Source organism: Spirosoma litoris (genome assembly GCF_054776755.1).
Map to the genome: position 1 here is coordinate 1 of NZ_BAAHBI010000042.1, position 21,158 is coordinate 21,158.

General features: G+C 44.5%; 26 protein-coding genes. 18 read left to right on the forward strand and 8 right to left on the reverse strand.

Translation table 11 applies throughout. The annotated features are described in order from the left end of the window. Window positions 1-889: 889 nt before the first annotated feature. Window positions 890-1,747 carry a glycosyltransferase family 2 protein gene (locus ACYVGR_RS25035; RefSeq protein ID WP_460961919.1) on the forward strand — a complete coding sequence of 286 codons (858 nt, stop codon included), beginning with the start codon at window positions 890-892 and terminating at the stop codon, window positions 1,745-1,747. 136 nt (window positions 1,748-1,883) lie between these two features. On the opposite strand, the gene ACYVGR_RS25040 is transcribed toward ACYVGR_RS25035, so the two are convergent. From ACYVGR_RS25040 to ACYVGR_RS25050, 3 genes are all read right to left on the reverse strand, one after another. Next, complete coding sequence (locus ACYVGR_RS25040) at window positions 1,884-2,090, reverse strand: response regulator transcription factor (protein WP_460962432.1); 207 nt, start codon at window positions 2,088-2,090, stop codon at window positions 1,884-1,886. Next, a complete protein-coding gene (locus ACYVGR_RS25045) occupies window positions 2,044-2,397 on the reverse strand; it encodes a hypothetical protein (protein WP_460961921.1) in 354 nt (117 codons plus the stop codon). Before ACYVGR_RS25045 ends, ACYVGR_RS25040 begins: the two co-directional genes overlap by 47 nt. A 458-nt stretch (window positions 2,398-2,855) precedes the next feature. After that, entirely contained in the window at window positions 2,856-3,404 is a 549-nt protein-coding gene (locus tag ACYVGR_RS25050) for an RNA polymerase sigma factor (protein ID WP_460961923.1), read from the reverse strand. Between the two features lie 306 nt (window positions 3,405-3,710). Between ACYVGR_RS25050 and ACYVGR_RS25055 the strand changes: the two genes are divergently transcribed. Together ACYVGR_RS25055 and ACYVGR_RS25060 are read left to right on the forward strand one after the other, a co-directional pair. Next, window positions 3,711-3,935, forward strand: coding sequence for a hypothetical protein (locus ACYVGR_RS25055; RefSeq protein ID WP_460961925.1), 225 nt, complete (start codon window positions 3,711-3,713; stop codon window positions 3,933-3,935). A 45-nt stretch (window positions 3,936-3,980) separates the two neighbouring features. Then, entirely contained in the window at window positions 3,981-4,895 is a 915-nt protein-coding gene (locus ACYVGR_RS25060; RefSeq protein ID WP_460961927.1) for a YihY/virulence factor BrkB family protein, read from the forward strand. A gap of 260 nt (window positions 4,896-5,155) precedes the next feature. Here the strand turns inward: ACYVGR_RS25060 and ACYVGR_RS25065 are convergent, their stop codons facing one another. Next, window positions 5,156-5,392, reverse strand: coding sequence for a DUF6965 family protein (locus ACYVGR_RS25065; RefSeq protein ID WP_460961929.1), 237 nt, complete (start codon window positions 5,390-5,392; stop codon window positions 5,156-5,158). Between the two features lie 784 nt (window positions 5,393-6,176). Between ACYVGR_RS25065 and ACYVGR_RS25070 the strand changes: the two genes are divergently transcribed. Beyond that, complete coding sequence (locus tag ACYVGR_RS25070; RefSeq protein ID WP_460961931.1) at window positions 6,177-6,437, forward strand: winged helix-turn-helix domain-containing protein; 261 nt, start codon at window positions 6,177-6,179, stop codon at window positions 6,435-6,437. 13 nt (window positions 6,438-6,450) lie between these two features. Here the strand turns inward: ACYVGR_RS25070 and ACYVGR_RS25075 are convergent, their stop codons facing one another. Continuing rightward, on the reverse strand, window positions 6,451-7,956 hold the full coding sequence (locus ACYVGR_RS25075; protein WP_460961933.1) for a peptide MFS transporter: 1,506 nt from the start codon (window positions 7,954-7,956) through the stop codon (window positions 6,451-6,453). A 97-nt stretch (window positions 7,957-8,053) separates the two neighbouring features. Next, window positions 8,054-9,016: a Kelch repeat-containing protein gene (locus ACYVGR_RS25080; RefSeq protein ID WP_460961935.1), complete on the reverse strand. Its 963-nt coding sequence runs from the start codon at window positions 9,014-9,016 to the stop codon at window positions 8,054-8,056. 102 nt (window positions 9,017-9,118) lie between these two features. Between ACYVGR_RS25080 and ACYVGR_RS25085 the strand changes: the two genes are divergently transcribed. The 4 genes from ACYVGR_RS25085 to ACYVGR_RS25100 all read left to right on the forward strand — a co-directional run bounded on the left by ACYVGR_RS25085 (window position 9,119) and on the right by ACYVGR_RS25100 (window position 11,589). After that, a complete protein-coding gene (locus tag ACYVGR_RS25085; protein ID WP_460961937.1) occupies window positions 9,119-9,769 on the forward strand; it encodes a peptidoglycan DD-metalloendopeptidase family protein in 651 nt (216 codons plus the stop codon). A gap of 114 nt (window positions 9,770-9,883) precedes the next feature. Beyond that, window positions 9,884-10,384, forward strand: a complete 501-nt coding sequence (locus tag ACYVGR_RS25090) for a GbsR/MarR family transcriptional regulator (RefSeq protein WP_182460945.1) — start codon at window positions 9,884-9,886, stop codon at window positions 10,382-10,384. Window positions 10,385-10,458: 74 nt separating this feature from the next. Further along, the gene (locus tag ACYVGR_RS25095) at window positions 10,459-10,839 is read left to right on the forward strand and encodes a hypothetical protein (RefSeq protein WP_460961939.1); all 381 of its coding nucleotides are present in this window, start codon (window positions 10,459-10,461) and stop codon (window positions 10,837-10,839) included. Between the two features lie 207 nt (window positions 10,840-11,046). Beyond that, complete coding sequence (locus tag ACYVGR_RS25100) at window positions 11,047-11,589, forward strand: hypothetical protein (RefSeq protein WP_460961941.1); 543 nt, start codon at window positions 11,047-11,049, stop codon at window positions 11,587-11,589. Window positions 11,590-11,621: 32 nt separating this feature from the next. On the opposite strand, the gene ACYVGR_RS25105 is transcribed toward ACYVGR_RS25100, so the two are convergent. Next, window positions 11,622-12,416: an alpha/beta fold hydrolase gene (locus ACYVGR_RS25105; protein ID WP_460961943.1), complete on the reverse strand. Its 795-nt coding sequence runs from the start codon at window positions 12,414-12,416 to the stop codon at window positions 11,622-11,624. A 100-nt stretch (window positions 12,417-12,516) separates the two neighbouring features. Here ACYVGR_RS25105 and ACYVGR_RS25110 point away from each other — a divergent pair, with 100 nt between their 5' ends. The 10 genes from ACYVGR_RS25110 to ACYVGR_RS25155 all read left to right on the forward strand — a co-directional run bounded on the left by ACYVGR_RS25110 (window position 12,517) and on the right by ACYVGR_RS25155 (window position 20,602). Continuing rightward, window positions 12,517-12,777 carry a hypothetical protein gene (locus ACYVGR_RS25110; RefSeq protein ID WP_460961945.1) on the forward strand — a complete coding sequence of 87 codons (261 nt, stop codon included), beginning with the start codon at window positions 12,517-12,519 and terminating at the stop codon, window positions 12,775-12,777. A gap of 62 nt (window positions 12,778-12,839) precedes the next feature. Further along, entirely contained in the window at window positions 12,840-13,091 is a 252-nt protein-coding gene (locus tag ACYVGR_RS25115) for a hypothetical protein (RefSeq protein ID WP_460961947.1), read from the forward strand. After that, window positions 13,084-13,467 (forward strand): DoxX family membrane protein, encoded by a 384-nt coding sequence (locus tag ACYVGR_RS25120; protein ID WP_460961949.1) that lies wholly within the window; start codon window positions 13,084-13,086, stop codon window positions 13,465-13,467. The genes ACYVGR_RS25115 and ACYVGR_RS25120 overlap by 8 nt, the downstream gene beginning before the upstream one ends. A gap of 73 nt (window positions 13,468-13,540) precedes the next feature. Next, complete coding sequence (locus ACYVGR_RS25125; protein WP_460961951.1) at window positions 13,541-14,245, forward strand: hypothetical protein; 705 nt, start codon at window positions 13,541-13,543, stop codon at window positions 14,243-14,245. Between the two features lie 262 nt (window positions 14,246-14,507). Then, window positions 14,508-15,983 carry a Fe-S cluster assembly protein SufB gene (gene sufB / locus ACYVGR_RS25130; protein ID WP_460961953.1) on the forward strand — a complete coding sequence of 492 codons (1,476 nt, stop codon included), beginning with the start codon at window positions 14,508-14,510 and terminating at the stop codon, window positions 15,981-15,983. Window positions 15,984-16,053: 70 nt separating this feature from the next. After that, the gene (locus ACYVGR_RS25135; RefSeq protein WP_460961955.1) at window positions 16,054-16,629 is read left to right on the forward strand and encodes a hypothetical protein; all 576 of its coding nucleotides are present in this window, start codon (window positions 16,054-16,056) and stop codon (window positions 16,627-16,629) included. A gap of 26 nt (window positions 16,630-16,655) precedes the next feature. After that, window positions 16,656-16,898: a hypothetical protein gene (locus ACYVGR_RS25140; RefSeq protein WP_182460937.1), complete on the forward strand. Its 243-nt coding sequence runs from the start codon at window positions 16,656-16,658 to the stop codon at window positions 16,896-16,898. A gap of 336 nt (window positions 16,899-17,234) precedes the next feature. Next, entirely contained in the window at window positions 17,235-18,089 is an 855-nt protein-coding gene (locus ACYVGR_RS25145) for a fumarylacetoacetate hydrolase family protein (protein ID WP_460961957.1), read from the forward strand. Window positions 18,090-18,203: 114 nt separating this feature from the next. Next, window positions 18,204-19,034 carry an amidohydrolase family protein gene (locus tag ACYVGR_RS25150; RefSeq protein WP_460961959.1) on the forward strand — a complete coding sequence of 277 codons (831 nt, stop codon included), beginning with the start codon at window positions 18,204-18,206 and terminating at the stop codon, window positions 19,032-19,034. Window positions 19,035-19,138: 104 nt separating this feature from the next. Then, complete coding sequence (locus tag ACYVGR_RS25155; RefSeq protein WP_460961961.1) at window positions 19,139-20,602, forward strand: gluconokinase; 1,464 nt, start codon at window positions 19,139-19,141, stop codon at window positions 20,600-20,602. On the opposite strand, the gene ACYVGR_RS25160 is transcribed toward ACYVGR_RS25155, so the two are convergent. Then, entirely contained in the window at window positions 20,597-21,106 is a 510-nt protein-coding gene (locus ACYVGR_RS25160; protein ID WP_460961964.1) for a GNAT family N-acetyltransferase, read from the reverse strand. The genes ACYVGR_RS25155 and ACYVGR_RS25160 overlap by 6 nt on opposite strands. Between the last annotated feature and the right edge of the window lie 52 nt (window positions 21,107-21,158).

A 21,158-nucleotide genomic window follows, 5' to 3' on the forward strand; every position in this document is an offset into this window, starting at 1 on the left:
ACCCAAAACTACGGCCCGACTGCGGTGTTTACTTGCCATCATTACTTTTTAAGGACTACCATTCTTTGAACTCGACTAGTTCTTAAAAACTTGCAGATTTTGAGCACTATTTGTACCCAAAAAGAAGCGTCAAAATTTCAAGATACTGATATACAGCACATTGAACCACACATACAAACCATATTACTTTCTGTATCGGAAAGTAATTGCACTAAATAACCATTTTGCAATAGTTTAACGTGAACTCGGGCTTCACTTTCAGTCCTAATGCCCCTATGCAAATACAGATTTCTGAAGTAAAACTCATTGATCTATTTACTACAGTAAATGCTTTTATCAATCTATTCAATCAATAGCTAGCCAGCCGCGCGCTGACCATCCTCCCCAACCTCAATGCTTTATCTAGTTCTTGTGCTCCTCCAGTTCCTTTTGGATGTAGAGGTAGCAGCTGTGAGCTAAAGCGCTAGGGCAGCTTTTCATCCTGCAACAAAAGCTACCTATGCCTGCGTAGTAGTATGTACACTGCCAGAGCGTAAATAAGACTAAAGAGCCACCTTATCAGTAGCCTTAGCACCTATTTATATACAATTCCAAATAATAGACAACTTGTTAGTTAATAATTTTTTAATAACTATTTGTTGACTATTCTTTTTTTGCATTGTCTAAACAATGAATCCCAACTCACTCACCCATAATGAAAACGTCTATACTGTCACTTCTTTACCCTTCGTCCATTAGTAATGTGGATTGCCTTATTCTATAGGGAAGAGTGTTAGCTGGATTTCCATCGCTCGGCAAGCCAACTAACATTAGACCTACTGTAACCAGCCCTCCTAACGCTCTGGTTACCCTTCCTGAATTAGTTTAATAGTTTTTGCCCCATTACTAAATGAGTCTTTTTTCAAATCCGAAATGGATTAATCAGTACGAATATCCATTTAACACGATAGATGAAGTCCCCCAATCGCTATTTAATTCTATCAATTTACGACTTGATAATCGAGTCAATACCAAGCCATTAGTTTCGATAATTGTTATAGCCTACAACGAAGAAATCAATCTTCTACGTACGATCAGCACTCTTTCGAACCTTTGTACAAAAATCCCTTTTGAAATTGTTGTCATTAACAATAACTCCACGGATAGAACTCAGGAGTTAATTGAGAAACTACACATCAGGTATTTTTTTCAACCTATTCAAGGCTGGGGACCTAGCCGACAACTCGGACAGGAGATGGCGTTGGGTAAGTACGTTTTACTTGCGGATGCGGATTGTCTATACCCGCCCAATTGGTTGGATGAAATGATGCAAAAACTGAATCAGCCAGGTGTAATCTGCGTTTATGGTCGCTATTCGTTTATTGCTATAGCAGACATACCTCGCTGGCAATTTCAACTCTATGAATTATTAAAAGACTGTTTGACCGAGTTTCGACACTATAAACGCCCGTATCTAAACGCATATGGGCTTAGTATGGGCTATCAAAGGGATATTGGGCTAAAAGTAGGTTACGTTCAGCGGTATCTTCGAGGTGAGGATGGTCGGCTCTGCTTTGATATGATGTCCTATGGGAAGGTAAAACAAATGAAAACACGCTCGGCGCGTGTATGGACATTTCCTCGAACGCTACTACGGGATGGCTCCCTTTGGCAATGCTTAAAAATAAGAATTTACAAGGAGTTACATCAACTTTTCTCCTATTTAACTCCTCACCCACCTCATGATACCAAAAACTCGTTCAATTAAACTTGAAGCTAGACTAAAACTACGACAGGCGTAAGGCCCAGCTTATTGAAGAGCGAGATGACCAGCTTGAAAGGTCCGATATAATGATAATGTCGACCTTACTGTCATAGCCTAATTGCCAGTGAGAACCGCTATATCAAAGTAAATCTGCCAGATCGAGCAGGCGATTCTTGATCGCGAACAAGACCAAGCCAGCCGTATTGCGGGCGTTTGTCTTTTCGAGGAGGTTAGCCCGATGCCCATCTACAGTTCGAATACTGACGCTAAGACGTTCAGCAATTTCGTCAGTTCGATAATCACAATGGTCTTTCCCTGATAAGTTTTTTGCTGTATGTGGGCCAATAAGTCTCTTTTACTTGTTTTACCTCTTCGGCCTCTTCAAACTCTCCCCACTCTTCAAGTCGGGCAAGAAAGACTTCAAATAACAAAGCACTTGTGTCTGGATTGCTTGGGTCTGGAATATGCCTGATCCGTGTAATATTAGCCGCTACATAAACAGGTAATTTGTCGGTTAGTGGCTCGTCATTGATGCGATAAACTAATCCATAACGATATAAAGGGTATTTGTCCACTAACCTATCGGTTCCCAATTGAGTGAAATGCTGGCGAGATGGCCCATCATAAACTTGAAAGCGTAGAACGTATTGCATGATGTAGATTTGGTGAAAAGCTTCATAGTTTCATAACTTCTAGTAGGTTGAATTTTACTAACAGTTAAGCTCCCAATAGGATACTCCTGTACACCTACATTTATCAACAGAGTTTTATCTCGCTAAACAATAAGACTTCAAATCAACCTGAATGGTTGCTCTCATCCGCTTTTTATTGATTAATCGGTCAACGGGGGAAAGGTATTAATTGGCTCGATTATTGCCCATTATATTGTAACAAGTTGTAAAACTACTAATAGCCTAAACCGTTAGACCAGAAACATTTAAAATACGTAGAGTGCGATCTCGGTATCAGCTACTCATATGGAAACAGGAAAACTCTTAACGAGAGAACGACATATCAACCCATAAATAACTAAAGCCCCATCGTAACTGATGGGGCTTCGGTTTTATTACTAATTATATTCTTATACGATATATATACCTGACAATTCCCTCTAAATCAACGCTTTTCTAGCATATAAACGTTGTACTTTCTCACGACTTCTCTTTAGCCGCATCTTAACTGCGCTTGATTTTAAGCCATACAACTCGGCAATTTCATCGATACTCATGCCGTCTTCATATTTTAATCGTAACAACGACCGCTCCTCAACCGAGAGAGTTCCCATAGCTTGCTTAACCATCAGAAGTGTTTCTTCATGCAGCAAAGCTTCATGCGACTCATCTATACAATCAACATCGTCATTAAGTCCGGTGGTGTTCAGTCGTTTAGCTATCCGAAGCTGATCGGCGCAATAGTTATAGGCAATAGAATATAACCAGGTTGAAAAGCTGGATCGCTGTTGGAAACCATCGAGTTTATCGAACACTTTTAGAAAAATATCGTGTGTAAAATCCTCGGCTTTCTCAGAATCCTTGGTCATTGATAAACACCGTTGGTAAACTTTACCTACATATCGATTATAGAGTGTTTCAAAGCATTGATTGGGTTGCGTAGTTAAGCATTGACGAATCATTTCTTCGTCTGTCAATGAAGTCATCATAATAAATTATATCGCACAAGTTAACTAAAATCATATTCTTTAAACAAATACAATTGCCGATTGAACTTTAGAATAAATTCAGTCAATTAAGACACAATAAATCTATTATACGGTAGATTTATTTTATATATCCAGTTCTGGGTCTTTACTGGAGCCAATTGCCTATATCAGCTCAGGTTACAAAACGTTTACGCTCCTATCTGCAACAAGCACATTTTCTCTATAGCTAATTAGCGAACGATTTTCAGTGAACAAATAGCTACCTATGTGTTATATACTGATGAGCCACTAACCCGCTTACTAATCATGAAAACGAAACGATCGGGCACACGTCAGCCACAATATATTTCCGATATAGATTTTGCCAGCATTACCGAACACCACCTTAGCGAATGGCTTCACTTACTGGATCATTTGCAGGATGTCCATGCCCCAACCGATCAGTTAGCTTATTGCCGTAATCAGGTAACCCGGCTCCAACTCGAACTGTACCAATTGCGTAATACTAACTGGCGGGAAAAGGCGGGTTAGGATATTCAGGTTCGTTTTTGGTCTAACACCTTTATTGCTCATACGGTGAAAAAAGTAGCTCCCCTTCTCTTACTCTTAAAACAGGCATTCACCAGCCTGCGGGCAAATGATCCTATTCGGATGGCGGGGGCCACTGCTTTTTTCTCTTTTTTTGCTTTGCCGCCCATTGTCATCATTATTAGTAGCGTACTTAGTAGGCTTTTTAACGATCACTATCAGCGCATTAGCGGCCAATTCTTTGACGAACTAGCCGACCTGTTTGGGGCCAGAAGTGCCAATCAGCTTGAAGACATTTCGCATCGTCTTCAAGGCTCGAAACCCAGCTTTCTTTTGACTGTACTGAGCTTTCTCTTGTTGTTAGTAGCTTCTACTACTTTATTAGCCATTCTTAAAAGCTCCCTGAATCAACTGTGGAATATTAAAAAAAAGGAAGGAAGGTCGTTTTTCAGCATTCTGATCGATAAGCTTATGGCTATGGCCATCATTATAGGCTCTGGGTTCCTGTTTAGTTTGTCATTAACCCTTGAGCAATTCACGGCTCATCTAAGTCTACAATGGTCGCTTCCTTCATTTGCCTACTATCAGTCAATAGCTAACCTTGGGCATTTTTTGGCCTCCATACTTATCCGCATGATTTGGTTTGCGCTATTATTCAAGTTTTTACCCGATGTCCGAATAGACTGGAGAGCTGTTTGGCCAGGTGCATTTTTCACGAGTATTCTTTTCAAAGCGGGCGAAGCCATCTTAAACAATCTCCTTATTCACAGCCAGATTGGGCCACTTTATGGCAAGTCGGGGGCAATTATTTTATTGCTATTGTTTGTCTTCTATGCTTCACTACTGTTTTATTATGGAGCCTCTTTTACCCGTCAGTACAGCGAGTGGATTCATTTAGCTGTCAAACCCAATAGCCGGGCAGTGGCTTATACAATCAAGGAAGTTGGTAGATCAACTTCGTGATGGAGTAACTCGCTTTATGAAACAGTAAAAAGTTTTTTATGAGCTGAAAATCTGTCAGTTAGTTTACGGCGTATATAAACTAGCCGTTAACTTTTACAGCCATGAATAATCCTCGTTTTTCTTCGTTCGCCTTGGTTCGTGTCCTAACCTGGGTAACGGTGTTCTTGATTACCTTGATTTATACTTACAGTGTAGTCAAATTCTTGCTCTAGGCAGTCCAACTCTGTAAAAGCAACGCAATGGTTTTAGACCGCTGCAAATCAGTGTACTTCTTCTACCGAAGCCGTCAGCATTAGCCAATCCTTTACTTCTGTTAGCATAAGTGCGGCCGACTTTCTGGTTGCTTCGACCTCGCTATACAGTTGTTGTAGACGTGTATTCACGGCTCCCTGCAAATTGAGCAATACACTATATTCGTTGATGTGCTGAGGGCCAGTAGGCAGATCACGGCCCGAAAAGAAATCGACTAATTCCTGGTGTTCACGACTAAGATTCATAGTACGAAAGTAGGGAGTCGGCTTCTTAGTTCCATAAAGCGTCGATGCATTATTGGCAATAATTCTGCTATTACCAGCTCGTATATACCAAATCCAGTGGCTTCTTTAGCCATTCATTCTCCCGACAAACCGTTCTTTCTCTATTTTCCGGCTACATATATAAGTGCCCGTTACAGGTGCTAGCTTTCCCTGGACGGGCGCTTTCCCAATGTATGTAAAATTATGGCTACAAAGGTTTGACCTTGAGACGAATAGATTTCTTAAGTCAACAGATAGGAAGTTTTTTAGACTAAAATAACCTTTGGTAGTATGGGCTGGCTCAATTATTGAGGTTTTTCACTCGAGAATTTACAAACCAACAGGTTTGGTTTGTAGTTGGATAGTTCATTAATCGCTGACTCTTTTAGGGTCAGCGATTTTGAACTATAATTCTCAAAGGCTACCTCCTAACGATTACGCTTTATTCAGGAAAAGCCTTTACCAGCAAAAGCCCTGCCAATATGGATAGGGCTTTTGCTGTTGTATACTATAGGATCGAACCCTATCAACCCCGCTTGAGCGGTTCGATTCAGGCTTTGGCCTAACTTTCGTTTAGTATAGCTGGTATCGTTTTTCAACGGCCTTATTTTCCCTTTGCCTCATAAAATCAAGTAAGTTAAATCAATCTTCCATTCATCTTCGTTAGGTCATATGTAAGGCTTTTATTCGTTGCTCTCAGATTAATAAAAGGCACGAATTTCGCTATAGATTCACTTAAAGCTACTTATAGTTCGTTTGTTTTAACATGATTCTTACATTTGCTCAATACAGTATTCTGAAGGCCACAGAAAAAGGGGTGACCTATCCTCAATTGGAACAGGAAACCAATTTCGACTACCTCATGATTAATTACTACATCGAGGGATTATTAGCCATTGGTATGCTGTGTGCAAATGATAAAGAAGAGAGTAATACGATTAGTTATCAACTGACCGATGAGGGTACCGATTCGCTCGATGAATACGAGCGCGCGAATCCAGCGCTAGTTATCAAGGATAGCCAATAAGGCAGTACCGTTTTTACTCAATACCACCCATCCACTTTTTCAGGGGTTTCGATAAAAGTAGTAGCAGAAAACCGAAGCCTAAACTGAAATACGCAACACTTTGGAACATTTCCGGCATTTGATGCACATTCTCCTCGTCAAAACCACCCGCAAATAGCCCCGCAATCAAATTCCCCAACGACGTACCCACAAACCAGACACCCATTAACTGGCTGGTGTACCTTTTTGGTGCCAACTTAGAAAAAGCACTTAAACCAACCGGACTCAAAAACAACTCGCCAAGGGTAAAAAACAGGTAAGTAAACGACAAGTACAAAGGAGATGTACGGGTACCCGTCAACGCTATTTTAGACGCAATAACCATGATAACATAAGCCAGACCAAGCAAAAGGAGGCTTGTTGCAAATTTGGCAGGCACTGAATAATTCAATTTTCGATTCGCCAGAAAAACCCAGAGCATGGCCAGAATAGGCGAAAAAGTCAGAATGAAAGCTGGGTTAAGGTTCTGAAACCAGCTCGATGGTACTTCCCAGCCAAAAAAGTTGAGGTCCGTATACCGATCGGCAAAGATTTGTAGTGATGATCCCTGCTGCTCATTTCCCGCCCAGAACAAAGCGGATGCCAAAAAGAAAACGAACAAAACAATTACCCGCTTTTTTTCAACAGCATCCAATCCTCCCGCAGCTAAAATGTACACAAAATAGCTTACGGCTATCAGCGAAATGATCGTTCCCATTGCCCGCGCTAATCCTTGTGCGGTGGTCATATCGATCATGCCCGTCAGTTGCAGCGCCCCTAATACAACAATTAAAAAAACGACAAAAGCTAGTATAGAGCGATTTCCCGCTTGAGATTTCAGGCCATCCGTTGCTGGTCGGGCTACGTAGTTACCATACTCACCCAGAAACCGCTGTCCTAAAACCCGGAAGGTGATCAACCCCAAGGCCATTGCTATAGCCGCAGCACCAAAACCATAATGCCAGCCAACTCGCTGCCCAAGATACCCAACCGTAAAAATGCCAAGCAACGAACCTAAATTGATCCCCATATAGAAGATGGAGAAAGCCGCATCTTTACGCGCGCCCCCTTCAGGATATAACTCCCCAACAACACTGCTAATGTTTGGTTTCAGCAGACCAGTTCCCATAGCAACCGTACAGAGACCTATATAGAATAACCCCGGCCCCGACGGAATGGCCAGGATAAGGTGACCAAGCATAATAATCCAGCCGCCGTACCAAATAGACTTCCGCTGGCCCAGAATTGTATCGGCAATAAAGCCCCCCGGTAAAGAAAGTAGGTAAACGGATGCGGTATAGATTCCATAAATAGCCGCGCCTTCTGCTTCGCTAAGCCCCAACCCTCCCCGAACGTTATCGATCAGAAACAGGAGTAAAATAGCCCGCATGCCATAATAGCTAAATCGCTCCCACATCTCGGTAAAGAATAGGACGAACAGACCTATAGGATGACCAAAGAAGGTGACGTTGTTAACGGGTTTTTCAATAGTAGCTTCCATCTAGTTAGGTTAATTGATCAGTTTGCCGAAGAATCTGCGTAAATAACGGGGAAAATAGCATCAAATATACCCTCAACATCCGAAAGCAGCAAAGTCCTCAATAGCCCGGATCAAACTCCCATAGATCATCAAAACGGGTCTTGCCAGTTGCCCCCGTAGTTATATAGCCTTTTTGGCCAATTGAAAATCCAACCGCTTTAGTCCGTGTTGAGCCCTCAAAAGGTTGTAGTTCTGTCCACGAGTCATCTTCGGGCCTATACGCCAGAACTCCTTTCCTATCTGTGCCCACGAGAAAATAACCGACAGCATTGATCGAAAAGCCTGATCCATATGAATTCGAACGGGTTACCTCAGGAATACTCCGTCGTGAGGTCCAATTATTCGTATCAGAATTGTACATCCAGAAGTCGTTAAGATTGCTGTCCTGCGCGCTTCCTCCGCCAACGTATGCAATGTTGTTGATGACAAATGCTGTTGCCCCAACGCGTGCGGGACCACCTATATACTGTCGTTCTGTCCATTGATTAGTCGAAGGACTATAGCGCCAAAGATCAGCCCGTTCACTTCCATCGAACCCTAAGGCCACAAAACCAAGGTCATAAAGACTAAAGGCCGTTGCCGAACGCCGGGCTGAGCCACTAAAATCAGCAATGCGTTTCCAGGCATTCGTTGTCGGATCATATTCGTAGAAATCACGAAGTAGGTTGCCCTGAGCATCTATACCCGTTCCGAGGTATCCTTTTTTCTGTCTGGTAGCAAAGGCAACAGCTTCACTTCGGGCTTTGCCAGGAAAATCAGCCAGTTGAGTCCAGGCATTTCGGGCGGGGTCGTATTGCCAGAAATCAGCCAGTGCATTGTTCGACACATCCAGTCCCGTTCCGATGTAGGCCAGATTGCCAATCGTAAACGAAACAGCCGAACTTCGGGCTACTCCCTCTAATTCAGCACGTAAATCCCAGTTACCTGAAAGCGATCTTACGGTACTGTCAGGCGGTGTACAATGCTGCAATAAGAGGAGTAGAGCAACGCATAAACTAAAAAGTATACAGTTGACTTTCATTGGATTAAGGAAATTTGTTTGATCGTTAACTCATGTACCTGCTTGTAGTTCGTTCGACTTACCCTATTTTGAAGTAAAGTTTCGCTACTTAACCCGAAGCCAATGCTGCTCCCTTTCAATTTTCAAAAAGATCCTTTCTTGATTCTGGACTTCTCAGCCAGCAACCCTGACCTTCGCACACTTGATCTGACCAATACTGCCCTTTTTACCAACTATGTGTTCGGCAAACTAAAAGCCGCAGGTGCCAAAGTTGGTGTCGGTGGTTATAATGAGCATCGGGTCATCTACCGTCGAAGCCCACATTTTAATGTATCGGTTGAAGAACCGCGTGAAATTCACCTCGGAATCGACCTTTGGGCCGATGCTGGAACCCCCGTTTTTGCTCCCCTAGCCGGTCGTGTGCATAGTTTTCAGGACAACGCGAACTTCGGCGACTATGGCCCCACGATTATTCTGGAGCACCCAAGTAACGCGGCTGGAAAACCGCTGTATTCTCTCTATGGCCATCTGACCCGACAATCGTTGGATGGGTTGTATGAAGGTAAAGAATTTAATGCAGGCCAGAAACTGGCCGAAATTGGTCCCTACCCTGAAAATGGAGATTGGCCTCCACACCTTCATTTTCAACTCATGACCGACATGCTCGGCCTGAAAGGCGATTTCCCTGGCGTGTGCTCCCTGATGAATCGGACTAAATTTTTAGCTCTTTGCCCTAACCCCAACACGCTGCTGCATATTCCTGGGCTAGATTAGTTAGGCTTTTTGCGAAAGGTCTAATTGATTTTCTCATGCAATATTATTCCTACCCAAAAATCATTTCTTTCAAAATATTTTGAAAATACAAAAACTATAATTTACCTTTGGCACATGACGTTCGACGAAGCCAAGGATAAATTCATTCATACGTGGGGTACGCTAGCTACGCAATGGGGTATCAATCGGTCGATGGCGCAATTGCATGCATTATTGCTGATTTCACCGCAAGCATTGGCTACTGAGGATGTTATGGAGCAGTTACAGATTTCGCGCGGTAACGCCAGCATGAATCTACGCGACCTGATGGACTGGGGCCTGATTTACAAGCAACTCAAACCGGGCGAGCGTCGGGAGTTTTTTATGGCCGAAAAAGACATCTGGAAAGTAGCCCGTCAAGTAGCTAAAGAACGCCGTCGTCGGGAAATTACGCCGGTTGTTGATGTACTCAATGAACTAAAAATGATTCCGACCGATACACCCGAAGCACAGGAATTCCAACGCGTTATGGAAGGCTTGAGCAGTGTTGTTGGTTTCGCGGATGGTACGCTGAATGCGGTCATCAAAGCTGAGGAAAACTGGTTGATGAGTCAGTTTATAAAAGTATTTCGGTGATATTTTTTTGTAACGAACTTTCAATTATTTCTGAAATTTTAAAAATAATAAATTCACATAAACAAAGTAAGGCAATGAATTATAATGTAGCAACCTATGCACTGTACCTGCTCCTAGTCATTCCAGTCACGGTTTGGGTTGGGCGAACACTATTTGTAAATGGACGAGTATTTCTGGTCGATATATTCCACGCTAATACTGAGTTAGCCGATTCTGTGAATAAACTGCTCCTCATTGGCTTCTACCTACTCAATATCGGGTACTCGGTAATGCTATTGCGAGTAATCGAAATTGTACGAAATCCACAGGAGGTTTTTGAAGTCCTTAGCTACAAAGTGGGAGGTATTCTGCTATTACTTGGCGTAGTGCATCTCACAAATCTTTATGTGCTTTTCAGAATGCGTAAACGAACACTGAACGAGCCAAGTCCGGTAAAAATAACCTTCCCTAACTAGTGCTTTGGCAAAATAGATTCCAGGGGATTCTATAGATTCTCGGGGCCGCCCGCGCGGTTGGTCCTATTGTACTGATAATCAAAGATGATAGAACCCAAAGAATCTATAGAAACTAAATTGGACGAGTACTAGCTACAATAAGCTGAGTTTGTAATAGCCTGATTGCAAACTCAGCTTAGCTCAACATTTTCCTAAGCGATTATAGACATGCAAAACACATTCGATTCCTATACCTGGTGGCACAACAACCTGCGTATCTGTTGGATTGTATTACCTGTTTTGGCGCATATACTAAGCTGGCTGACAGGGATGGGCGGGATATTTTTCTTTCCAATTCTGGTAACTATTGCGCAATACCTCATTTTCAAAATTCACCCCGCCGTTGCGCGCCCTGGTTTTTGGTTTCTCACATTACCCATTACTTTTTATTGCTGGATGAAATGGGGCCCCGTTATTACCTACAATAAATCAGGTGGCATTATACAGGGCGTGACCGCTTATTATATGGGCCAGCTCATCAATGCTTTTTTTATTGGGCTGATTATCAAACCAGGTCGGTCTGATTTTTTAATTAACTGGATTTGGTGTACTGCCCTATCAGGCATAGGCTGGATAACACTTTACTGGTTAACAACTGATTGGATAGGAAGCCCATCTAACGAAGCAAAGAGTTCTAGTCTATTCATCGTTTATCCAACTATTGCACTACTTGCAAATAGCGCCAGTAGCTTTTTCCTGTTAAAGGAGTAATCGTTTCATGAAGGCCTGTTTAACCTCAACAATTACTTTGTCAAAAACTCCACGACAGCCTTCGAAAATTCAGGCGTCCGCATCGCTCCACCGTGGTTGCCTGGAACAATGACAAGCTTAGAGCCAGGGATAGCGTCGACCAGTGTTTGTGGATCGCCGTTATCTTTATCTTCATCACCATTGATAACAAGGACCGGAATTTTAATCTTTCCTAAGTCGGCTCGACTCGTAACGGGTTGAAACTCTTGCAATCGGGCTAGAACAACTGTATCGGCTCCTGCTTTTTTAGCATTGTCGACGGCTGGTTGCAACTCTGGATGACTACCGGGTTTGGTAAGCGCTTCGTGAAAATTTTTGCGCCGAATCCAGTTGGGGTCCGAGAAGTCAACACTAATGCCACCCATCACCGCCCGACGAACCTCCTTGTCCATCGTCAATAACTTAGCCGTCAGGATAGCCCCGCGCGAATAGCCAACTACATCGTAGCTGGTGATACCCAGGAACTGTACCAACGCCATGACATCTTTTAACTCAGCATTGTTATTATAAGCCTCAGCTTCGTGAGGTTTATCGGAAAGGCCATTACCGCGCAAATCGAGCGTTATGACTTTGAATCCAGCATCGGCCAGGGCCTGTCGTACATGCGCCCGTTTCCAGCTTTCGCTGGTCGAAATAAAGCCGTGCAATAACACAACGGGCTTGCCTTCTCCTATAATATCATAATGAATTTTGGTCCCATCGAACGAGATAAACAGCGGATCGCGGGTGGTTTGGGCGCGCGTAGCGGAGACAATGAACAGGCTGAACACCAACAGAATTGATTTCATAGCGTATATCGAGTAAAATGCGGAGAAGAGGCAATGGCTTAAGTCTAACTTTTCGCTATTCTAGCGAGTTATCTTGTTATAACCAAATTACGCAACGGATATGATAACCTCACTAAATCACCCAAATCCTAGCGGTACTGCCCTGGCCGATGCACGAATCGGTGGAACTGACCCGGACACCGTTAAGAACCAAAACGGCGACGCTATTGAAGACGGCGACGAGACCGAAGAAGAAGCAGTGAATGAAGAACTTGACGATGAACCTGTAGACGAAGATGGCGATCCAACCGGCGAACATGATCACCACCAGGACGATAATTATGCCTTAGGAGGCCACGTAACCCGCTCTGGTAGTGTCTAAGCAAACCTATAAGGTTTTTGAAATCTTATAGGTTTAATGATAAACCCCTAAAAATCAACACCATGAACACCAACGACTATGACCCCGCCGATGATGGGAATCAGGGCATCATTCAACCAATGGCCCAAAGCGAAGAAGCAAACGCTGGAATCCCTCAAGACCAACAAATGAACCCTGTTCACGCATCAGGCCCTGAACCCGAAAAAGCGGAAGTTACGCTTGATGAATCGGACGGAGATTACGGCCTTAACGATGATGTATTGGAAGAAGAAGCAGTAGAAAATGGCGATGCAGATGAAACTAACGATGACTAACAGCCAATTAGCCAGGCTTGTAATTCGCATTGGACTGGGTATTAATATGCTCATGCATGGGCTGGTACGCATTCCCAAACTAAACGCGTTTGTGGCAAAAACAGAAGCTGGTTTTGCCAGCACACTCCTCCCTCCCATTCTGACCAAAGCCTTCTTATATACACTACCATTCGTTGAACTCACCGTTGGGGTTCTGATCCTGCTGGGGGGACAATTTAGCCGATGGGGCTACTTTCTGGGCGGACTAACGATAGCTGCTTTATTGTTTGGCACAACGCTGAAAGAAGACTGGACTGGTGCCGGAAACCAATTAATTTATGTCATTGCTTTCTATCTCGCCTTGAGAGGGTTAGACGAATCGGCACGTCGGCGTTAACGATTTGCGCCTTGCTAGTTGCAACCATTGACCTAGTGAGCGGGTCAACGGTTGCAAACCAAACAATACAAGTATGCGTTTAAATTCATTTTTGCTCATCGTTACCATTATCTTTTCGCTCATCGCTTCCTCCTGCCAAAAGGATCTGAATCCGGTGATATCCCCTAACATTATTTATCAATCCAACTTCAAACAAAACCAGGATGGCTGGCAAGCCGACATTGCCGATTACAGTACTCAGCAACAGGATATCCAGTTTGAATCGGGATGGTCTGCTTTACCCAGTCCGCTGGATTCGACCCGTAAAGCGATTCGGGTATCGAGCATGAACCGGAGCGATGATCTTTTTATGTTTCTTAAGAAGAAAATTTCTGGTCTGCAAGTCAACGCAGAGTATAAACTGGTTTTCGATATTGAGCTAGCATCGGCATACGCTACGAATTCAATAGGAATTGGTGGTTCGCCAGGGGGAAGCGTTTATCTGAAAGCGGGAGCTACGGCTACAGAGCCAACTAAAGTGCTGGAAAATGGTTTTTACAGCATTAATCTGGACAAAGGAAATCAGGCTACTGGTGGTAAGGATGCCACCTTGCTAGGCAATATTGGCGCTGGTGACGACGTAACCAGTTATAAACTAATCACCCGTAGTAATGCTGATGCTCCACTTACTGTTCGCACCAACGCCCAGGGTGAACTCTGGCTCGTTGTTGGAACCGACTCGGGCTATGAAGGTCTAACTACGCTGTACTACAGTACTATTAAGGTAACTGCGAAATAGTTCGTGTTGATCTAGTCAGTTCACGAATGCCATCACCCTGGGGTGATGGCATTCGTGCTTTAAGGGAAAGATAGTTCGACGCTATCGCTTTCTGTCTGCGGGCTTCTTTAGCATCGCTATAAACAGATAGACTATAGGCGCTAAAATAACTGACGTAACGGAAAGTTTCCGATATTTGTCCAACCTGCCCGGAACGTACATATCGGGCAAATTGTTAAAAAAGTATTGCACTGGTTGAGTTACCGGGCAATTAACCGAGACTATGAGCAAGGACGTTGAAATTTTAGAGAGTATTACCAACGCCGAATATAAATACGGATTTGAGACGCTGATTGAAGCCGATGAGGCTCCGGTTGGTCTTGATGAAAGTACGATTCGATTCATTTCTGCGAAGAAAAATGAACCCGATTGGCTTCTTGAGAATCGTCTGAAAGCATTCCGTATGTGGCAGGAAATGACTGAGCCTACGTGGCCCAATGTTTTCTATCCAAAGATTGACTATCAAGCCATTAAATATTACTCGGCTCCGAAGCAAAAGAAGACTGTTAATTCCCTCGACGAAATTGACCCTGAACTGCTGGATACATTCAAGCGACTTGGTATTTCGCTGAACGAACAGAAACGGCTGGCGGGTGTCATTGAACCGGAGGGTGACCGCCCACGCGTAGCAGTTGATGCCGTTATGGACTCGGTCTCAGTAGCCACTACGTTCAAAAAAGACCTTGCCGAACGGGGTATTATTTTCTGCTCCATTACCGAAGCCATTCATGAACATCCCGAACTGGTTAAGAAATACCTAGGCTCGGTTGTTCCAGCCAAAGACAACTACTTTGCAGCCCTGAATGCAGCTGTCTTTACCGATGGCTCGTTCTGCTACATTCCGAAAGGGGTTCGTTGCCCGATGGAGTTATCGACCTATTTCCGGATCAATGCGGCCGGAACGGGCCAGTTCGAACGGACATTGATCATTGCGGATGAAGGTTCGTATGTGAGTTACCTCGAAGGTTGTACGGCTCCTATGCGCGACGAAAATCAGCTTCACGCTGCCGTCGTTGAACTGATTGCGATGGGCAACGCCGAAATCAAATATTCGACCGTACAAAACTGGTATCCGGGCGATAAAGACGGAAAAGGCGGTATTTACAACTTCGTAACCAAGCGCGGTATCTGCGATGGTCCGAACGCAAAAATTTCCTGGACACAGGTTGAAACCGGCTCGTCCATCACCTGGAAATATCCTTCGGTCATCCTGAAAGGCGACAATTCGATTGGTGAATTCTATTCGGTAGCGGTTACGAATAACATGCAGCAAGCCGACACAGGTACCAAAATGATTCACATCGGCAAAAACACCAAAAGCCGGATCGTTTCGAAAGGTATTTCGGCGGGAAAAAGCCAGAATTCCTACCGGGGTTTGGTGCAGGTATTAAAGCGTGCCGAAAATGCCCGGAATTACTCCCAATGCGACTCGCTTTTGCTGGGGGATAAATGCGGTGCACATACCTTCCCCTATCTGGAAGTGAACAACCCTTCAGCCACGGTTGAGCACGAAGCGACAACATCTAAAATCGGTGAAGATCAGTTGTTCTACTGCAACCAGCGCGGCATTCCAACCGAGCAGGCTGTAGCGCTGATCATCAACGGTTACGCCAAAGAAGTCTTAAATCAACTTCCTATGGAATTTGCGGTAGAAGCCCAAAAACTACTGGCCATTAGCCTGGAAGGTAGCGTTGGGTAACTAGCATATAGATTATGCTTATATTAGAGCCTCTGCGGAAACGTGGAGGCTTTTTTATAAACAAATCGCTATGGACTTCCAAAGTTTAGATAATCTAATCAAAATGATATCTACGTCTGCTGATTTAACCACTTTAATAATTAACCTAAAGCAGCTAGGGGTTAGAATTAGTGGAAAAACTCTTCAAGACATACGAAACGATCATTTCATTACTGAAGATATCTTACATGAATGCTTTATGAGAAAGGAAATAATGTGGCAGCGGTACGAGTATGAAAATAAATATTGGTCCATAAACAGTTTGATTGATCTTCAAGAAAAATGCGACCGTTACCACTCTAAATTTCGTACTACAAATAATGAGAAACATTATTTTTTCTCTCAGCTAATGAGATCATGGGGCAACTACTGTAATGAAGCATATAAAGAATTATACCGAAATCAAAATGACAATGATTATAGAGAAATTATAGCTTTGAAGCCATTCCGTCGGAAGTCGCTCAAAATTGTTGTCACATTAATACAGGCTCTACCTGATGGTAGTTTTTTGAAGCAACAGGCATTCGACAAGATTGATACTGCTTGTAAAAACAGTTTAATCATATACAAGCAAATTTTGCCGGAATGGCTAATAGATCAGGCTTAATCTCAAAACTTAAATAACCTAGCCTTATGACAGCTGCCGAAGAAAAGATTAAAGTGATTGAGAAAGTTCTCGAAACAAACGATGCGCTACTACTCCGCGAGATAGCCAGTTTGTTATATACACCCTCCTTAACAGATTACCCAAGTCAGCCAATGAGCCAGGAAACATTTCTGGCAAAAATTGAACGGGCCGAAGAAGCCGCCCGCCGGGGTGAAGTAACAGATCATGAAGACGTCAAAAAATTGATTGCTACGTGGGGCAAGAAGTAAGCATTACGCAGACCGAATTGTTAGTCGAATTATAGATCGAGTTGAATTACTCAAAAAAGGCTTTCTTGAAATTGGACAACAAGAACCTTTGCTAGCCGAACACCCAGGCAAACCTCGCTATTTGCTGGAAGGTTATCATAAAATTATTTACCGAATAGTTGATCCGCAGCATGTATTGATACTGACGGTATTCGATGTAAGACAAGACCCAGGTCGGTTGACAGAACGATTTGAATAATCTTGCAGAAAGGCTTCTCTTAATACCATACCAAAATCTGTATGGTTAAAAAACACGCCCAAGTACCCTTTTATCAAAAAATAGCTGAATTTTACCGCATGAAACTTTTCCGCTTCGGCTCGCCCGACCACGAACACCCCGGCGTTGTATTACCTACCGGCCAACATATTGACGTAACCCACTTTGGTGAAGATTACGATGAATCATTTTTTGCCAGCAATGGCCCCGAGCGATTAGCTCACTGGCTTACTGCTCATGCGCACACTTGCCCCGAAGTGTCTTCTGACGAACGCTTCGGTCCTTGCACCAAGCGCCCATCTAAAATAGTCTGCATTGGTCTGAACTACGCTAAACACGCTGCAGAAACCAATGCACCTGTTCCGGCAGAACCCATTGTTTTCTTCAAATCAACGACGGCTTTTTGCGGACCCAATGACAACGTCGTAATCCCCAAACGTTCCGAAAAAACAGACTGGGAAGTCGAATTAGCTATTATCATTGGTAAAAAAGCCAGCTATGTTGAGCTAGATGATGCTATGGATTATATAGCAGGCTATGCTGTACATAACGACTATAGCGAACGCGCCTGGCAGCTGGAGCGTGGCGGCCAATGGGTGAAAGGGAAAAGTGCGGATACATTCGCTCCCCTGGGACCCTATTTGGTTACGAAAGATGAAGTTCCAGAACCTAATAACCTGAACCTCTGGCTAAACATAAACGGCGAGGAATTACAAAACTCCAATACGGACGACATGATTTTCAATGTGCCAACGTTGGTTAGCTACCTCAGCCAGTTCATGACCCTACTGCCCGGTGACGTTATTTCGACAGGGACCCCAGCGGGTGTGGGTATGGGCTTAAAGCCACAACGCTTCCTCAAACCTGGCGACGTAGTCGAGCTGGGCATTGAAGGTTTAGGCCAACAGAAACAGACGGCGGTAGCATACGTCTGAACCGGGATTTTTGTGATTTGCCTGATTAACATGATTTTGCCTGTCATCAAAATACTATTTCCAGTAGCAAAATCATGTTAATCAATTTAATCAAATAAATCCCGGTTCAGAAAGATGACTATCGACGCCCACCAACATTTCTGGTATTTTGACCCTGTCCGTGATAGCTGGATTACGGATGATATGGCTACCATCCAGCGCGATTTCCTACCTGCTGATTTAGAACCGGTTCTGGCTCAAAACGGCATCGATGGGTGTGTAGCCGTTCAGGCTTCACAATCGGAGGAGGAAACGCTGTTCCTGGTCAACATGGCTCAGAATTACGACATCGTGAAAGGCGTTGTAGGCTGGGTTGATTTGCAGTCGGAGCAGTTGCGGCAACGACTGGATTTCTTTTCTCAATACAAGGAAATCAAAGCCTATCGACACGTAGCCCAAGCCGAACCCGACGATTTTCTGGCTCGTCCAGCGGTTATCGAAGGCATACGACAACTAGCCGATTATGGCCTCACATACGACATCCTGATTTATCCCAGCCAGCTAAAAGCAGCCTTGCAGCTAGTGCGTTCTCTTCCCGAAATCAACTTTGTGATCGATCACCTGGCGAAACCCTATATTAAAAAGCAGGAGATCAGTCGCTGGTCGAATTTTATGGCTGAGATCGCCAGGAACAAAAATGTTTCCTGTAAACTATCGGGCATGGTAACCGAAGCGGACTGGCACAACTGGAGCAAGAAAGATTTCTTTCCATACCTGGATGTTGTCTTCGAACATTTCGGCCCCAACCGATTGATGTTTGGCTCTGATTGGCCCGTATGCTTAGTAGCTGCCAACTATACGCAGGTTAAAACACTGGTCGAAGAGTATGTCGATGCCTGGGGCGAGGAAGTGCGCGCGAAAGTATTCGGCGAAAATGCAGTATCGTTTTACAACTTGACTACATAAAGTAAAACGGTTTACGGTTTGTGGTTTACGGTGGGATGACGCAAAAATAACAGACGCGTTAGCCCACCGTAAACCACAAACCGTAAGCCGAAAACACCAATCTTATGAATTGCTTCGTTGGCGTTGACGTCGGTACTACCAACGTAAAAGCCCTGGCTATGCCGCCGGATTTGAGTCAGATTCTGGCTCATGCATCCGCTCCACTCACAACGCTTAATCCCGAACCCGGTTATGCCGAACAGGACCCGAATGAAATCTGGTCTGCTTTTGTACAAGTGATTTCGGAAGTATGTCGGGAGGCAAGCCAAAATGGCCATACAATTACGCACGTTGCTTTTTGCACAGCGATGCATAGCCTTTTACCCATGGATGTTCATGGAGCTCCGTTGGGCAATGCAATCCTTTGGTCCGACAATCGGGCGGAAGCTCAGGCCAACGATTTACGAACGAAGCAAGCTGATTTAGGCAAGACGATTCATGAAGAAACGGGTACGCCTATTCACCCCATGATTCCGCTTTGCAAGCTGGCCTGGATGCGCGAACACGACCCACGTCTGTTGCGTCGTACTGCTCATTTCGGCTCGATCAAAGAGTTTTTGTGGCAAAAACTGACGGGTGAGTTTGAAATTGATTTCTCAATTGCAACCGCAACCGGCCTGTTTAACGAGAGCAAACGCCACTGGAGCAAACGCGCGATGGACTATGCAGGCGTTCGAGTCGATCAGCTATCAACACCCGTTCCTACAACGTTCCAGCGAACGTATAAACCCCGGCCCGATACAGCCGGAACAGGCTTACCAGATGGAGTTTCGCTGGTTATTGGGGCTTCAGATGGCTGTCTGGCAAATCTTGGGGCCGGAGCCATAAAACGCGGTACCGCTACGCTTACTATCGGCACGAGTGGTGCCATTCGCCAAACTGTACGCAAACCCCTTCGTGACCCTAAAGGACGACTCTTCTGCTATTTTCTGGATGAAGGCTATTATGCCGTAGGTGGCCCAACCAACAATGGCGGCAATGTACTGGAGTGGGTGTCGGAGAAATTGACCCAACAGGATACAAAAGCCGTTCTGGAAGAAGCCGCAACCATCAATCCCGGCTCAGATGGGTTATTATTCCTCCCCTATTTGCAGGGCGAACGCGCTCCTTTATGGGATGCGTCGGTGCGGGGGGCTTACCTGCATGTCGATTGGCAGCACACCCGAGCCCACTTTGTCCGGGCGGCTCTGGAAGGCGTCTTGTTCAACCTGCTTAGCATTAACGAATTACTAAAAGAATACACGGGGCCAGCACGTGTTATTCACGCCAACGGCGGCTTTGCGCAGTCAACCTTGTGGGTGCAGATGCTGGCCGATATGGCAGGGGTTCCAGTACGCCTGAATGCCAGCAATGAAAGCGGATCGATGGGCGCTATCTTACTGACAATGAAAGCCGTTGGACAAGTAAAAACGCTGGATGAAGCCGCCGATCGTGTGGCGTTTGGCGAAACATTTGAACCCGATTTAGATCGACACAAAGTTTACCGGGCCGAGTTCAAAAAGTGGCAGGACGCACTAACGAGATTATGAGTTGCTGATTGACGTTCCGAATAAGAAAACCTCATCGCCGGTCGTAAGATGAACCTTTCGTTCAAAACAAAACCCCAGTTTTTCGAGCAGGTGAATGGAGTTTTGGTTATCGGGGTTCGTAATGCCTACAATCCGATTTGCACTCAAAACATCTCGGGCGTAGGTCATGACGGCTGTAGCTGCTTCAAAGCCGTACCCTTTGCCTATCGAATTGGGTAGAAACGCAAAGCCAATGTCCATATCTTCTAGTGTGTCACGCTTAAACAGGCCACACATGCCGATGGGCGTTCCTCCGCTTTTTAGCTTGACCAGAAAGGGGCCAAAACCCATTTGCTCATAGCTTTTAATCGCTCCATTTAGAATGTACTGACGAGCATCATCAAGCGTTCGCACCTTCCTGTCGCCTATAAACCGTAGCCACAGCGGTGTATTCAGAAGCTCCAGCATAAAGGGAGCGTCCTCAACAGTGAGTTTATCCAGTACAAGGCGTTCGGTTTCAAGCATTTTAGTAACGCGGTTGGAAAACCGCGCTCTAGATACAATAAAGCGCGGTTTT

Excerpts from the sequence above, each read along its gene's own strand:
- ACYVGR_RS25035 (WP_460961919.1), top strand. The coding sequence starts at position 890 with ATGAGTCTTTTTTCAAATCCGAAATGGATTAATCAGTACGAATATCCA.
- ACYVGR_RS25045 (WP_460961921.1), bottom strand. The coding sequence starts at position 2,397 with ATGCAATACGTTCTACGCTTTCAAGTTTATGATGGGCCATCTCGCCAG.
- ACYVGR_RS25050 (WP_460961923.1), bottom strand. The coding sequence starts at position 3,404 with ATGATGACTTCATTGACAGACGAAGAAATGATTCGTCAATGCTTAACT.
- ACYVGR_RS25055 (WP_460961925.1), top strand. The coding sequence starts at position 3,711 with ATGAAAACGAAACGATCGGGCACACGTCAGCCACAATATATTTCCGAT.
- ACYVGR_RS25065 (WP_460961929.1), bottom strand. The coding sequence starts at position 5,392 with ATGAATCTTAGTCGTGAACACCAGGAATTAGTCGATTTCTTTTCGGGC.
- ACYVGR_RS25070 (WP_460961931.1), top strand. The coding sequence starts at position 6,177 with ATGATTCTTACATTTGCTCAATACAGTATTCTGAAGGCCACAGAAAAA.
- ACYVGR_RS25075 (WP_460961933.1), bottom strand. The coding sequence starts at position 7,956 with ATGGAAGCTACTATTGAAAAACCCGTTAACAACGTCACCTTCTTTGGT.
- ACYVGR_RS25080 (WP_460961935.1), bottom strand. The coding sequence starts at position 9,016 with ATGAAAGTCAACTGTATACTTTTTAGTTTATGCGTTGCTCTACTCCTC.
- ACYVGR_RS25085 (WP_460961937.1), top strand. The coding sequence starts at position 9,119 with ATGCTGCTCCCTTTCAATTTTCAAAAAGATCCTTTCTTGATTCTGGAC.
- ACYVGR_RS25090 (WP_182460945.1), top strand. The coding sequence starts at position 9,884 with ATGACGTTCGACGAAGCCAAGGATAAATTCATTCATACGTGGGGTACG.
- ACYVGR_RS25095 (WP_460961939.1), top strand. The coding sequence starts at position 10,459 with ATGAATTATAATGTAGCAACCTATGCACTGTACCTGCTCCTAGTCATT.
- ACYVGR_RS25100 (WP_460961941.1), top strand. The coding sequence starts at position 11,047 with ATGCAAAACACATTCGATTCCTATACCTGGTGGCACAACAACCTGCGT.
- ACYVGR_RS25105 (WP_460961943.1), bottom strand. The coding sequence starts at position 12,416 with ATGAAATCAATTCTGTTGGTGTTCAGCCTGTTCATTGTCTCCGCTACG.
- ACYVGR_RS25110 (WP_460961945.1), top strand. The coding sequence starts at position 12,517 with ATGATAACCTCACTAAATCACCCAAATCCTAGCGGTACTGCCCTGGCC.
- ACYVGR_RS25115 (WP_460961947.1), top strand. The coding sequence starts at position 12,840 with ATGAACACCAACGACTATGACCCCGCCGATGATGGGAATCAGGGCATC.
- ACYVGR_RS25120 (WP_460961949.1), top strand. The coding sequence starts at position 13,084 with ATGACTAACAGCCAATTAGCCAGGCTTGTAATTCGCATTGGACTGGGT.
- ACYVGR_RS25125 (WP_460961951.1), top strand. The coding sequence starts at position 13,541 with ATGCGTTTAAATTCATTTTTGCTCATCGTTACCATTATCTTTTCGCTC.
- sufB (WP_460961953.1), top strand. The coding sequence starts at position 14,508 with ATGAGCAAGGACGTTGAAATTTTAGAGAGTATTACCAACGCCGAATAT.
- ACYVGR_RS25135 (WP_460961955.1), top strand. The coding sequence starts at position 16,054 with ATGGACTTCCAAAGTTTAGATAATCTAATCAAAATGATATCTACGTCT.
- ACYVGR_RS25140 (WP_182460937.1), top strand. The coding sequence starts at position 16,656 with ATGACAGCTGCCGAAGAAAAGATTAAAGTGATTGAGAAAGTTCTCGAA.
- ACYVGR_RS25145 (WP_460961957.1), top strand. The coding sequence starts at position 17,235 with ATGAAACTTTTCCGCTTCGGCTCGCCCGACCACGAACACCCCGGCGTT.
- ACYVGR_RS25150 (WP_460961959.1), top strand. The coding sequence starts at position 18,204 with ATGACTATCGACGCCCACCAACATTTCTGGTATTTTGACCCTGTCCGT.
- ACYVGR_RS25155 (WP_460961961.1), top strand. The coding sequence starts at position 19,139 with ATGAATTGCTTCGTTGGCGTTGACGTCGGTACTACCAACGTAAAAGCC.
- ACYVGR_RS25160 (WP_460961964.1), bottom strand. The coding sequence starts at position 21,106 with ATGCTTGAAACCGAACGCCTTGTACTGGATAAACTCACTGTTGAGGAC.